Origin of the sequence: Amycolatopsis sp. lyj-23 (assembly GCF_046549135.1) — a bacterium.
GTDB lineage: Bacteria > Actinomycetota > Actinomycetes > Mycobacteriales > Pseudonocardiaceae > Amycolatopsis.
The window spans coordinates 22,472-34,884 of the sequence record NZ_JAJPWN010000015.1; the positions used below are offsets into that span (position 1 = coordinate 22,472).

The 12,413-nt window shown below is 72.9% G+C and carries 12 protein-coding genes; 4 read left to right on the plus strand and 8 right to left on the minus strand.

Annotation, left to right across the window (positions count from 1 at the left end; all coding sequences use genetic code 11):
• Positions 1-14: 14 nt before the first annotated feature.
• From ACLJPY_RS33480 to ACLJPY_RS33490, 3 genes are all read right to left on the minus strand, one after another.
• Entirely contained in the window at positions 15-725 is a 711-nt protein-coding gene (locus ACLJPY_RS33480; RefSeq protein WP_410594697.1) for an MBL fold metallo-hydrolase, read from the minus strand.
• Positions 726-735: 10 nt separating this feature from the next.
• The gene (locus ACLJPY_RS33485; protein ID WP_410594699.1) at positions 736-1,617 is read right to left on the minus strand and encodes a LysR family transcriptional regulator; all 882 of its coding nucleotides are present in this window, start codon (positions 1,615-1,617) and stop codon (positions 736-738) included.
• Between the two features lie 103 nt (positions 1,618-1,720).
• A complete protein-coding gene (locus tag ACLJPY_RS33490; protein ID WP_410594701.1) occupies positions 1,721-2,938 on the minus strand; it encodes an IS110 family transposase in 1,218 nt (405 codons plus the stop codon).
• Between the two features lie 227 nt (positions 2,939-3,165).
• Between ACLJPY_RS33490 and ACLJPY_RS33495 the strand changes: the two genes are divergently transcribed.
• The gene (locus tag ACLJPY_RS33495; RefSeq protein WP_410594703.1) at positions 3,166-3,777 is read left to right on the plus strand and encodes a dihydrofolate reductase family protein; all 612 of its coding nucleotides are present in this window, start codon (positions 3,166-3,168) and stop codon (positions 3,775-3,777) included.
• Here ACLJPY_RS33495 and ACLJPY_RS33500 read toward each other — a convergent pair.
• Together ACLJPY_RS33500 and ACLJPY_RS33505 are read right to left on the minus strand one after the other, a co-directional pair.
• Positions 3,746-4,873: a hypothetical protein gene (locus ACLJPY_RS33500; RefSeq protein ID WP_410594705.1), complete on the minus strand. Its 1,128-nt coding sequence runs from the start codon at positions 4,871-4,873 to the stop codon at positions 3,746-3,748. The two genes, ACLJPY_RS33495 and ACLJPY_RS33500, sit on opposite strands and share 32 nt — an antisense overlap.
• 491 nt (positions 4,874-5,364) lie before the next feature.
• Complete coding sequence (locus tag ACLJPY_RS33505) at positions 5,365-5,877, minus strand: DinB family protein (RefSeq protein WP_410594707.1); 513 nt, start codon at positions 5,875-5,877, stop codon at positions 5,365-5,367.
• Between the two features lie 44 nt (positions 5,878-5,921).
• Between ACLJPY_RS33505 and ACLJPY_RS33510 the strand changes: the two genes are divergently transcribed.
• From ACLJPY_RS33510 to ACLJPY_RS33520, 3 genes are read left to right on the plus strand one after another with little or no spacing between them, the layout of a single operon-like run.
• A complete protein-coding gene (locus ACLJPY_RS33510) occupies positions 5,922-6,782 on the plus strand; it encodes a hypothetical protein (protein WP_410594709.1) in 861 nt (286 codons plus the stop codon).
• A gap of 53 nt (positions 6,783-6,835) precedes the next feature.
• On the plus strand, positions 6,836-8,506 hold the full coding sequence (locus ACLJPY_RS33515) for an ABC transporter ATP-binding protein (protein ID WP_410594711.1): 1,671 nt from the start codon (positions 6,836-6,838) through the stop codon (positions 8,504-8,506).
• Positions 8,503-10,254: an ABC transporter ATP-binding protein gene (locus ACLJPY_RS33520; RefSeq protein WP_410594713.1), complete on the plus strand. Its 1,752-nt coding sequence runs from the start codon at positions 8,503-8,505 to the stop codon at positions 10,252-10,254. Before ACLJPY_RS33515 ends, ACLJPY_RS33520 begins: the two co-directional genes overlap by 4 nt.
• Before the next feature lie 432 nt (positions 10,255-10,686).
• Here ACLJPY_RS33520 and ACLJPY_RS33525 read toward each other — a convergent pair whose 3' ends face one another.
• The 3 genes from ACLJPY_RS33525 to panD form a co-directional block, all read right to left on the minus strand.
• Positions 10,687-10,896 carry an MbtH family protein gene (locus tag ACLJPY_RS33525; protein WP_410594715.1) on the minus strand — a complete coding sequence of 70 codons (210 nt, stop codon included), beginning with the start codon at positions 10,894-10,896 and terminating at the stop codon, positions 10,687-10,689.
• Between the two features lie 11 nt (positions 10,897-10,907).
• On the minus strand, positions 10,908-11,930 hold the full coding sequence (locus ACLJPY_RS33530) for an ABC transporter substrate-binding protein (protein ID WP_410594717.1): 1,023 nt from the start codon (positions 11,928-11,930) through the stop codon (positions 10,908-10,910).
• Positions 11,931-11,997: 67 nt separating this feature from the next.
• Entirely contained in the window at positions 11,998-12,411 is a 414-nt protein-coding gene (panD, locus tag ACLJPY_RS33535) for an aspartate 1-decarboxylase (RefSeq protein ID WP_410594719.1), read from the minus strand.
• Positions 12,412-12,413 lie beyond the last annotated feature (2 nt).

The following is a 12,413-nucleotide window of genomic DNA, read 5'->3' on the forward strand; positions in this document are numbered from 1 at the left end:
TGGAACGACTTGGCTCAGCCGCCGAACATGACCTTCCATTCGTCGAGCGACCGCGGCCGGTAGACGAAGTTGGTGCGCTTGACGTCCGACAGCGCGGCGGACGGCTCGGCCGAATACTGGTGCCCGGGGTAGACGACCGGGTCGCCCGGCAGGCCGGCGAGCGCCTGCAGGCTGCGGTAGATCTCCTCGGCGTCGCCGCCGGGAAAATCGGTGCGGCCACAGCCTTCCAGGAAGAGCGTGTCGCCGGAGACCAGCTTGTCCTCGACCAGGAAGCACTGGCTGCCCGGTGTGTGCCCGGGCGTGTGCAGCAGCCGGATCGGGACCGCACCGACCTCGAGGACGTCGTCGTGGTCGTGCGCGCGCAGATCGGTGCCGGATACGCCGGTGACCCGCTTGACCCACTCCGTTTCGGCCCCGTTGACGTGGATGGGCACCTGCTCGACGGCGAGCAGTTCGGCGATCCCGGGCAGCGAGAAGCCGAGCATCTCGCCGCCGACGTGGTCGGGGTGGTGGTGCGTCGCGAGCACGCCGGTGAGCCGCATCCCGTCCTGCGCCAGGACGTCGAGCAGGTCCCGCACCGCGTAGGCCGGGTCGACGATGACGGCGTCGCCCGTTTCGCGGTCGCCGATGAGGTAGGCGAAGTTCACCATCTGCGTCGCGACGGGGTCCCCGACGGCGAAGTCACGCCCGGCGAGCAGCTGCCGGAAGTAGAGCCGATCAGTCATGCCGGTCACCCTACGGGCCGCTCGGCGCCGGCGCGGCGGCCTGGGTGAGTGCCGCCAGGACGGCGGCCACCGCGGGCGGGTCGGGTGGGTCGCCGTAGGTGGCCGCGTGGATGCGGCGGTGGACGCCCGGGAGTTCGGTCGCGTGGACGCCGGGGTGGCGATGCGCCTCCAGCGCGAGCCCGGGCAGGGTCGCGACCCCGAGGCCGGCCGCGACCAGGGACTGCACGACGACCATGTCGTCGCTGGAGGAGCCGAGACGCGGGCTGAAACCCGCCCCCGCGCAGATGGCGGTCAGCTCCGCGCGGCACCGGGGGCAGCCGCCGATCCAGGCGGAGTCGCGGTGGGCGGCCAGGCTGTCGTCCGGCTGCCGGCTGATCAGGTGGACCGGGTCGTCGGCGACGTGTTGGAACCGGAAGCCGCCTTCCTCGGCCGGGGCTCCGGCGTGCTGGAAGACGAGGGCGACGTCGAGTTCGCCGCGGCGCAGCATGTCCAGCGCCTCGACGGGGTGCCGGTCGACCAGGCTCAGCTCGAGCCCCGGGTGCGCCCGAGCCAGCGACGCGGCGGCTTTCGGCACGAGGGTGCTCAGCACGGACGCGTTGGCGCCCAGCCGGACGCGCCCGGCTCGCAGGCCGACCTGCGCGGCCAGCTCTTCGGCCGCCGCGGCCACGCGTCCGGCGATTTCGGCGGCGCGGTCGGCCAGCAGCCGGCCTTCCGGCGTCAGGCGGATCCCGCGGCCGGCCCGCTGCACGAGCCGGGCACCGGTGGCCGCTTCCAGGCGGCCGAGGTGGTGGCTCACCGACGGCTGCGAATAGTGCAGCTCCCGGGCCGCTTCGGTCACCGAACCGTGCCGAGCCACCGCGGCCAGGACTTCGAGCTGGACCAGGTTCAGCATTCATCGAGAATATCAATGGTTCGTCGGCTGGATTGGCATTGGACGTCATGTGATGTGCAGGCCATCCTGGTTGTCGGCCGACCAAGGAGTCTCAATGATCGTGTCAAGCAGCAGCCGTGGCCGTGACCGGCGGTGAGGGATGGAATTTGCGCCTGTCGCGCAGCAGGGCCCAGATGACGTCGACCAGGCGGCGGGCCAGGGCGATCAGCGCCTGGGTGTGGCGTTTCCCTTCGCCGCGTTTACGCAGGTAGAAGGTTCGGGATGGGCTGTCGGGGCGTTTGATGGCCGACAGGGCAGCCGGGTAGAACACCCGCCGCAGGCCGCGGTGGTAGCGCTGGGGGCGGTGCAGATTGCCTCGCACCCGCCCGGAGTCGCGGGGCACCGGCGCGAGACCGGCGTAAGCGGCCAGATGCCCGGAGCTGCGGAAGGCCGTTTGCAGGTCGCCGCCGGTCCCGGCCAGCAACTGCGCACCCAGAACCGGGCCGAACCCGTCGAGGCTGGTGATGTGCCCGGCGTCGGGGTGTTCGGCGAACCGGTCGGCGAGCTGCTTGTCCAGGTCCTTGATCTCCCGGTCCAGCTCCAGCAGCTGCCGGGCCAGCCGGGCGATCAACGGGGCGGTCACCGATTCTCCCGGCAAGGCCACGGTTTGCTCCGCCGCGGCCGCGAGGGCTTTGTCCACCATGGACGGAATGCCCTTGGCCCAGGCACCCTGGTCGCGCAAGTAGCCCGACAGACCGGCCGCGCCCGCCTCGCGGATGCCGGCCGGGGTCTGGAAACCGGTGAGCAGCACCAACGCCGAGCGGGTCGAGTAATCGAACGCCCGTTCCAGCGCGGGAAAAATCGAGGCCAGCAGCTCACGGATCCGGTTGACCCCACGCACCCAGTCGGCCATCAGGTCCTCCCGGCGCGCGGTGAACACCTGCAGATCGGTCACCACCGCATCCGGACCGGGCACCGGGGTCAGATCAGAACGCAACCGGGCGGTTTCGGCGATCGTGCGGGAGTCCTTGGCATCGGTCTTGCCTTCCCCGGCGAACGCGCCGGCCATCCGGTTGACCAACCGGCCCGGCACATACAGCACCGGCTGCCCGGTCGCGCGCAGCAACGCGATCAGCAACCCAGCGGGGCCGGAGGTCATGTCCACCGCCCACACCACCCCACCAGTGGCTTTCGCCGTGGTCCGGGCGATCAGCGCCTCGATCGCAGCCTGGCTGTTGGCCACTTTCCGCGAGAACACGACCTTCCCGGCCTGATCCACAGCGCACGCATGGTGGAAGCCCTTGCCGACATCGATCCCGACCCACACCTTCCCCACCGCCACTCAGCCTGCCCTCCCGTCTTCGCAGCTGCACCCCGTGGACGACCCGCCGGCATCTCCATAAACAGCGACCAAGCGCAGATCTCAATCAGCGGCCAGGGCGTCCAGAACGACAGGGCGGCCACTCCTCAGAAGCCACCCGACCGGGGCAAGAACCCATCAGCCACACCCCATCGCCCTGGGCATCCAGAACAACCCGTCCTGAACACCAACAATCTTATGGAGGACACATGACCGGCAAGGTGACCTGCGACCTCACGATCACCCTCGACGGGTACGCAGCCGGGCACCACCAGACCGAGCAGCGCCCGTTCGGCGACGACGGCGGCGACGGCTGGGGCGACAAGCTGCACGCCTGGTACGAGGGAGGCCGCGACGAGCACCCCGCCGAGTTCGACCGGATGCTGACGGCCAAGGCGTTCATCATGGGGCGCAACATGTTCGGGCCGGTCCGCGGTGAGTGGGACCGGCCGTGGACGGGCTGGTGGGGCGACAACCCGCCGTACCATGGCCCGGTCTTCGTGCTCACCCACCACCCGCGCGAGCCGCAGCCGATGGACGGCGGCACCACGTTCCACTTCGTCACCGACGGCATCGAAGCCGCGCTGGCCCGCGCCCGCGAAGCCGCGGGCGACGGCGGGATCTCCGTCCACGGCGGCCCGAGCACCGTCAACCAGTACCTCGCCGCGGGCCTGGTCGACGAGCTGCGGGTGCACATCGCGCCGTACACGCTCGGCGACGGCGTCCGGCTGTTCGACGGTGTCGGACCGCTGAACCTCGAGCAGCTGGACGTGCGGGCGACACCCTCGGTCACGCACCTGCGGTACCGCGTCCTCCGGTGAGTCCGGCCCACTCGTGGACGCTCCCCCGGTGCAGCGCGGCATAGGCTCGGTCCCGGAGGAGGTTCGCTTCCCGATCCGACAGCGTCCGGTCCAGGGGACGGAGGACCAGGCGGACGAGTAGGTTCTTCTGGTCCGGCGTCGCGCCGAGCCGGGCGCGGGCCCGCGCCGGCAGCCGGGCGTACGGCGTCTCCTGCCGGATCTCGACCGACTCCACGACGTCGGCTTCGTCGCCGAGGGCGTCGCGGACGCGGTCGCCGAGGTCTTCGGCGCGGTCGTCGGCCGGCACCGCGATCGAAAGGTCGCGGCGCACCGGCGGCAGCGCGGAAACCGGCCGGTAGGGCGTGAGGTCCGTCAGCTGCGCGGCGACGGCCGGCTCGGTCGAGCGCAGCAGCCGGATGTCCGGGATGCCCTTGCGCAGCATGACCATCCGGTCGAGACCCAGGCCGAGCGCCAGGCCGGACCAGCCGGTCCCGAGCCCCGCCCGGGCGAGGACGCCCGCATGGGCGAGCCCGCACTCGGCGACCTCGACCCAGCGCCCGTCCTGCTCGACGTCGAGCTGCGCGCCGTCCACAGTGTACGGATGACGGCGGGGTTCGAGCCGCCACCGCCGGTCCGGTACGAGGGCGGCGACCATGTCCTCGAGGTCGGCCCGGGTGACGGTCCCGCGGACGATCCGCCAGAGGTCGAGCTGGTGCGGCGTGCCGCTGTGCAGCCGGTCGATGCTGTCGCGGCGGTAGACGAGGCCGGGACACACGAGCAGCACGTCGTCGGCGGGGTCGGCGGCCAGGTTCCGCAGTGCGCCGGGGATCAGGGCGGTGGAGTGGCTGCGCAGGACGTGCCGGTCGTCGACGTACCGGGTGTAGCGGGCGTCGCGCGTGACGTCGGCCGGGTCGTAGCCGAGGTTGTCGTAGTTGTCGGCCACGGTGACGATGCGGTCGCCGGGGCTTCTCCGGACGTCGCAGGACCACCGCCCGGCGAGGCTTCGGACGGCTTCGTCGACGAGGAGCTGGACGGCGTGCGGCCCGGCGCCGGGATCGGTGAGATCGCGGACGGCGAGGTCGCGGGCAAGCTGGGCCGGGGTGAGTGTTGCGGGCATGGTGGAACCTCCGGGCTCGGGTGGGTTTCGGGGGCGGTTCCCCCCTGGCCCGGCGGCCCGGCGAAGAGTCAGGCGGACACGGCGCCGAGACCCCGCTGGCTCGAGAAGGCCAGGGGGCCGGTAAATCGGCGGTGCTCCGCGACAACGACCACGGATCCAGGGTAGCGGGGTCTGTCACCCGGTTATCCGCGCCGGAGCCGGCTGCGGCCGGGGCGGCACTTTCCCAGCTACAGCGGCCGGGGCGCCACTTCCCCAGCTACAGCAGCCGGGGCGCCACTTCCCCAGCTACAGCAGCCGGGGCGCCACCTTCCCAGCCGCAGCAGCTTCCCGAGGCGCCACTTTCCAGCCGCAGGAGCCGGGGCGCCACCTTCCCAGCCGCAGCGGCCCCCACGAGCCGGGTACCGCCACCGCCCGGCGAGGCGGGATTCGGCCGACTTCTCTCCTTCCCCCTCCCCTTGCCCACCGCCGCCACCACCTCCGGGATCACTCCGTCACTCCCCCACCTCCCCGTCGGCCAGCTCGCGCAGCACGTCGAGGTGCCCCACGTGCCGCGCCGTCTCCTGCACCACGTGGGTCACCACCCAGCGCACCGTGAACTCCGCCCGCCGCCGGGTCCGGTCGTCCGGCCCCAACCCCCGCAAGGCCTTCTCCACCCGCGCCCACTCGGCCTTGTACGCCGCCACCACCGAAGCCGGTGTGTCCTCCGGGCCCACGTCCCAGCTCGGGTCCGGGCTCCCCGCCCACAGCGACGGCAGGTCCGCCCCGCCCGCCTCGATCGCCAGCCACCAGCGCTCCACCGCCGTCAGGTGCTTCACCACCCCCAGTGCGCTCATCCGCGGTGACCCGGGCAACGGTGTCGCCGCCGCCTGGGACTGCGTCAGCCCGGCCAGCTTGTTCACCGCCGTCGCGCGCAGGAACTGCAGGAAGTCCAGCAGCAGGCGCAGCTCGCCGGCCGCCAGGGGGGCGGGCCACTGGCGGTGCGTCTTCGAACTCGTGTTCGACATGGCCGCACCGTACCCCGGCGGACCGACAAAATAGAGTGATCCGCATGTGGTGGGGACTGCTCTGCGCCTTGGGCGCGGCATGCGCGTACGGCGTGGCTTCGGTGATGCAGTCGGTCGCCGCGCGCGCGACGGACACCGGCGCCGAAGGCGTCGACCCGAAACTGCTCGTCCGGGTGCTCGGGCAGTGGAAGTTCGTGCTCGGGCTCTCGCTCGACGTCCTCGGGTTCGTCGCGCAGATCGTCGCGCTGCACGTCCTGCCCCTGTTCGTCGTCCAGGCCGCGCTCGCCGCCAGCCTCGCCGTGACCGCGGTCGCCGCGCGGTTCCTCGGCGTGCGGCTCGGCAAGAAGGAGTGGGCGGCCATCGCCGTCGTGTGCGCCGGGCTCGCCCTGCTCGGCGCCGCCGCCGAAAGCGAAGGCTCCGATCCGGTCGGGCTCGGCTTCCGGCTCGGTCTCATCGCCGCGGTGGCCGTCCTCGCCGTGGCCGGGATCGTCGCGGGCAAGGCGAACCGCCGGATCCGGACGCCGGCGCTCGGGCTCGTCGCGGGGCTGTGCTTCGGCGTCGTCGCCATCGCCGGCCGGATCATCCCCAGCCTCGCGCCGCTCGACCTGCTCACCGACCCCGCGACCTACACCGTCGCCGTCGCGGGCGGGCTGGCGATGCTGTTCTACGCGACGGCGTTGCAGCGCGGGAGCGTCACCACCTCGACGGCGATGATGGTGCTCGGCGAGACGGTGTTCCCCTCACTGGTCGGCGTGCTGGCCCTCGGCGACCGCACCCGGCCGGGTTTCGCGGCCGTCGCCGTCGCCGGGTTCGCCCTCGCCGTCGCGGCCGCGCTCGCGCTGGCCCGGTTCGGCGAACCGGCGACGGAATCGCGGAATGAGACGAAGCCGACCGTGCTCCCGTAACTCCTCTACTTAGACTAGCCTTACCTATCCCAGCTCTGGAGAGGGAGGCGCGGGTGAGCACGACGGGACGGCAGGTCCTCCGCCGGTCGATCGCCGGGCAACGACGGTCGGTGGCGCTCGCGGCGCTCCTGACCGCGGGTCACCAAGGCGGCGAAGCGCTGATCCCGGTGGTGATCGGCGTGGTCATCGACCAGGCCGTCGCGGGCGGCTCGGTGCGCACGCTCCTGGTCTGGCTGGCGGTGCTGGGCGTGCTCTTCGCCGCGCTGTCGACCAGCTACCGCCTCGGCGCCCGGTTCGGCGAGCGCGCCGCCGAACGCGCCGCCCACGACCTGCGCCTCGACATCGGACGCCGGGTGCTGCACCCCGGCGGTGTCGCCGACGCCGGGACCCTCGCCGGCGAGCTCGTCAGCATCGGGACGTCGGACGCCAAGCGCGTCGGCACCGTGAACGGCGTCCTCCCCTTCGGGGTCGCCGGCCTGGCCGGGCTGCTGGTCAGCGCCGTCGCACTGCTCACCATGTCGCTGCCGCTCGGCCTGCTGGTGCTGCTCGGGACGCCGCCGATGCTGTACCTCGCGCACCTGATCGGGAAGCCGCTGGAGCGCCGCAGCGAGGCCGAGCAGGAGCGCTCGGCGTTCGCCTCCGGGGTCGCCACCGACCTCGTCGCCGGGCTGCGCGTGCTCAAGGGCATCGGCGCCGAACGCGCCGCCGTCGACCGGTACCGGCGAACCAGCCGGGACTCGCTGCGGGCGACCCTGCGCGCCGCCCGCGCCCAGGCCTGGCACAACGGGGCGCTGCTGGCGCTGACCGGGATCTTCATCGCCGTGGTCGCCCTCGTCGGCGGCACCCTCGCCGCGGCGGGCAGGATCAGCGTCGGCGACCTGGTCGCCGCGGTCGGGCTCGCGCAGTACCTGATCACGCCGTTCACGATCTTCTCGTGGGTGAACGGCGAACTCGCGCAGGGCCGGGCGTCGGCCGCGCGCATCGCCGACGTGCTGAACGCGCCACCCGCGGTCGGCGGCGGGGACGCCACGCTCCCGGCGCCGGCGGCCGGGCACGTCAAGCTGTCGGGCCTGAGCCGCGGCGCCCTGCGGGACGTCGGTTTCGAAGCCCGCCCGGGCGAGCTGCTGGGCGTGGTGGCCAAGGACCCGGCCGCCGCGACGGACCTGCTGGACTGCCTGGGCCGCGCCGCCGATCCCGCGGCCGGCTCGGTGGCGGTCGACGCGGTGGATCTGTCCACTGTGGAGCCGAGCCGGGTGCGCGAGGTGGTGCTCGTCGCCGCGCACGACGCCGACCTGTTCGCCGGGACCGTCGCGGACAACGTGACCTCCGGGCCGCTGGCCGCCGAGGCGATGACCGCGGCCGCCGTCGACGAGGTGGCGAGCGCGCTGCCCGGCGGCGTCGCCACCGCCGTCACCGAACGCGGGCGGTCGCTGTCGGGCGGGCAACGCCAGCGCGTCGCGCTCGCCCGGGCGCTCGCCGCCGACGCGCCGGTGCTGGTGCTGCACGACCCGACGACCGCCGTCGACACGGTCACCGAGGCGCGGATCGCCGCCGGGCTGGCCGGGCTGCGGCGCGGCCGCACCACGATCCTCGTCACCACCAGCCCGGCGCTGCTGGCCGCCACCGACCGCGTCGTCCTGCTCGACGACGGGCGCGTCGCGGGCGAAGGCACGCACGCCGAGCTGGCCGGCCGTCCCGACTACCGAGCGGCGGTGCTGTCATGACCCGCGAACTCCTCCCCGTGGCCGGCGGACGGCGGATCCGCGCCGTCCTCGGCGAACTCCTCGGCCGGGCGAAGGGCCGCGCGGCGGCCGCGTTCACGATGCTCGTCGCGGCCACGGCGATCGGCCTGCTGACCGCGCCGCTGCTGGGCCGGGTCGTCGACCTGGTCGCCACCCGCCGTCCGGCCGCCGAGCTGGTCACGCCGGTCGTGGGGCTGGCGCTGGTCGCGGTGGCGCAGGCGGTGGCGACGGCGATCGGGGTGTCGCTGGTCGCGCGGCTGGGCGAGACGATCCTGGCCGAGCTGCGGGAACGCTTCGTCGAGCGCGCCCTCGGCCTGCCGCTCGAACAGCTCGAGCGCGCCGGGTCCGGCGACCTGACCGCGCGCGTGACGAACGACGTCTCGGTGGTCGCCGAGGGCGTCCGGCAGGCGCTGCCCGAGCTGGGGCGGTCGGTGCTGACGGTCGTGCTGACGCTCGGAGCGCTGGCCGTGCTGGACTGGCGGTTCCTGCTGGCCGCGCTGCTGGCCGTGCCGATCCAGCTGTGGACCGTGCGCTGGTACGTGCCGCGCGCGAAGCCGTTGTACGCCGCCCAGCGCGAGGCGGTGGGCGCGCAACAGCAGCAGCTGCTGGACACCATCGGCGGCGCGAAGACGGTCCGGGCGTTCCGGCTGGCGGACACCCACCTGGCGCGGGTGCGCGACCGGTCCGACGCGGCCGTTTCGCTGGCGCTGCGCGGGATCCGGCTGGTGACGCGGTTCTACGCGCGGCTCAACCTGGCCGAGTTCGTCGGGCTGTCGGCCGTGCTGGCGCTGGGGTTCGTGCTGGTCGGCGCGGACGCGGTGACGGTCGGCGTCGCGACGGCGGCGGCCCTGTACTTCCACAGCCTGTTCGGGCCGATCACGACCGCGCTGGCACTGGTCGACGACGCGCAGGCGGCCGCGGCCAGCCTCGCGCGGCTGATCGGCGTCGCCGACCTGCCCGCGGAGACGTCGCCCGCGCAGCCGGCCCGGCCGGTGGACGCGTCGGTGAAGACGGCCGGGGTCGGATACTCCTATGTGGACGGTCATCCGGTGCTGCGGGACGTCGACCTCGGTGTCGCACCGGGTGAACGCGTGGCGCTGGTCGGGGCGAGCGGCGCCGGGAAGACGACGTTGGCCAAGCTGATCGCCGGCGTCCACCGCCCGGAAGCGGGTTCGATCGCGCTCGGCGGCGTGTCACTGGACGAGCTGGGCCCGGACGGGACGCGCCGCACGGTCGGGCTGATCAGCCAGGAGGTCCACGTCTTCGCGGGGTCACTGGCCGACGACCTGCGGCTGGCCCGCCCGTCGGCGACGGACGCCGAGCTGCGGGCCGCGCTGGCCAAGGTGGGCGCGCTGACCTGGGTGTCCTCCCTGCCGGACGGCCTCGCGACGGTCGTCGGCGAAGGCGGTCACCAGCTGACGGTGACGCAGGCCCAGCAGCTGGCCCTGGTCCGGCTGGTGCTGGCCGACCCGCCGATCGCGATCCTCGACGAGGCCACGGCCGAGGCGGGCAGCGCGGGATCGAAGGTCCTGGAGTCCGCGGCCGCGGCGGCGTTGGAGGGACGCACGGCCCTGGTGGTGGCCCACCGCCTAACCCAGGCGGCGGCGTCGGACCGGATCGTGGTGCTGGACGCGGGCGCGGTGGTCGAGTCCGGAACCCACGACGAGCTGGTCGCCGCGGGCGGCCAGTACGCCAAGCTCTGGACAGCATGGTCCGGCCAGCGCACCTGACCCGGCAATTCCTTCGGTGCCCCTCCAGTCACGCGAGATGCCTCCCTGATCACGCGAGATGCCCCCACCGATTACGCGAACCGACCCTCCAGGGACGCAAGCCGACCGTCTGGGTACGCAAGCCGACCCTGTGGGTACGCGAGCCGGCCGCACGCCATTCGAACGCTCGGGAGCACGGAACTCGCGTGATTGGCCGCGGGACTCGCGTGATTGAAGGCGGAACTCGCGTGATCAGAAGCGGAACTCGCGTGACTCGAGGCGGAAGTCGCGTGATTGAGCGGGCATCTCCCGTGTCTGGAGGGGCATCACGCGGACCTGGAGGGTCGGCTTGCGGACCTGGAGGGTCGGGTTGCGTGCCTGGAGGGTCGGAACGTGGGTGGGAGGGGCGGCACGCCGGGGGTGGGGGCTTCCGGCGTGCCGCGCGGAGGGTGGTCAGGCGTCCATGGCGTCGGCCAGGGACTTGGGGCGCATGTCCGTCCAGTTCGCTTCCACGTGGTCCAGGCACTCCTGGCGGGACGACGGGCCGAACGCGACCGTCCAGCCGGCCGGGACGTCGGCGAACTCCGGCCACAGGCTGTGCTGGTTCTCGGCGTTGACCAGGACCAGGTACGTCCCGGCCGGGTCTTCGAACGGGTTGGTCACGGCAGGCCTCCTCAGGCGGTGATGTCCGTGCGGGCGCCCTTCACCAGCGCCGTCAGCTTCTGGATGACCGGCGTGGCGAGCAGGTGGTTGAAGCGCGGCTCGGCCGACCAGTCGCCGAGCTGGTTCGCCTTGACCGCGGGCAGCTGGTTCCACGTCGGGAACTGCGTCATCTGCGCGCGCGGCATCGCGTACGAGCGCGAGTCGGTCAGGATCAGGTCCGCCGGGTACTTGCCCGCCTGCTCCCAGGACAGCTGCTCCCAGTAGTCCTCGCTGCCGCCGCCGGAGACGATGTCCAGGCCCAGCTCGCGGTAGTACGCGAGGTCGGCGAAGAAGTCCGGCTTCGCGATGTACAGCCCGTCCTTGTCGCCGTACAGCACCAGGACCTTCAGCCCGGCCTTCTCCTTCGCCGCCGCCCGCAGGTCCTCGGACGCCTTGTCGAAGTCCGCCTTGGCCTGCTTCATCGCGGCCGAATTCGCGTCGCCGCCCAGCGCGACGGCCAGCTGCGAGTACCGCTCGATCACCTTCGGCAGCGTGACCTTGTACTCCGACAGCGCGACGACCGGCGCGACCTGCTGCACCTTCGGGCCGAGGTCGCCGGTGAGCACCCACAGGTCCGTCGGCTTGGTGCCGGTCAGGCCGGTGACGACCAGGTCCGGCTTGAGCGCGGCGAACTTCTCCACGCTGAAGTCGTCCCAGGCGTTGCCGATCGAGGTGACGGCGTTCAGGTCGATGTTGCCGGCCTGGATCTCCTTGCCGCCGGCTGCCGTCTTCTGCGGGCCGAACACGCCGACCGGGCGGACGCCGTAGTCCCACAGCGCCGCGGCCGAGCTGGCGTAGGCGACCACGCGGGCCGGACGCTGGTCGCGCGAAGCCTTCTGGCCGCGGTCGTCGGTGAACTCCCACGGGCCGGACGCGCCCCCGGCCGCCGGCTTGCCGCCGCTGCCGCACGCGGTGAGGGCCGCAGCGGCCGCGACGCCACCCGCCCCGATCAGGAAGCCACGCCGGCTGAGCCCAGCGCCTTGGAACACGGACATGAGCACCTCTCGCAGACCATCAACTTAGGCACACCTTATTTAGGTAAGGCTGTCAAAAGCAACTGTGTCAACGCCCACGGCCGGACAGCTGCGCGGGCGCGCCCGGCACCGGCTCGGCCGGGTCGTGTCCGAAGTGGACCTGCCGGTTGTCGCCGTCCACGTGCACCACCCGCGGCCGGTGCCCGGCGCGCTCGACCTCGTCGACCTGCGCGTAGGTGATGATGATGACGAGGTCGCCGGGGTGCACCAGGTGGGCGGCGGCGCCGTTGACGCCGATCACCCCGGACCCCGGCGACCCGGTGATGGCGTAGGTCTCCAGCCGGGCGCCGTTGGTGATGTCGACGACCTGGACCCGCTCCCCTTCGACGATGTCGGCGGCGGCCATCAGGTCGGCGTCGATGGTCAGCGAGCCGACGTAGTGCAGGTCGGCCTGGGTGACGGTGGCGCGGTGGATCTTGGCGTTCATCAGGGTGCGGTGCACGT

Coding starts and splice junctions, on each gene's coding strand:
- ACLJPY_RS33480 (WP_410594697.1), bottom strand. CDS start 725: ATGACTGATCGGCTCTACTTCCGGCAGCTGCTCGCCGGGCGTGACTTC.
- ACLJPY_RS33485 (WP_410594699.1), bottom strand. CDS start 1,617: ATGCTGAACCTGGTCCAGCTCGAAGTCCTGGCCGCGGTGGCTCGGCAC.
- ACLJPY_RS33495 (WP_410594703.1), top strand. CDS start 3,166: ATGACCGGCAAGGTGACCTGCGACCTCACGATCACCCTCGACGGGTAC.
- ACLJPY_RS33500 (WP_410594705.1), bottom strand. CDS start 4,873: ATGCCCGCAACACTCACCCCGGCCCAGCTTGCCCGCGACCTCGCCGTC.
- ACLJPY_RS33505 (WP_410594707.1), bottom strand. CDS start 5,877: ATGTCGAACACGAGTTCGAAGACGCACCGCCAGTGGCCCGCCCCCCTG.
- ACLJPY_RS33510 (WP_410594709.1), top strand. CDS start 5,922: ATGTGGTGGGGACTGCTCTGCGCCTTGGGCGCGGCATGCGCGTACGGC.
- ACLJPY_RS33520 (WP_410594713.1), top strand. CDS start 8,503: ATGACCCGCGAACTCCTCCCCGTGGCCGGCGGACGGCGGATCCGCGCC.
- ACLJPY_RS33530 (WP_410594717.1), bottom strand. CDS start 11,930: ATGTCCGTGTTCCAAGGCGCTGGGCTCAGCCGGCGTGGCTTCCTGATC.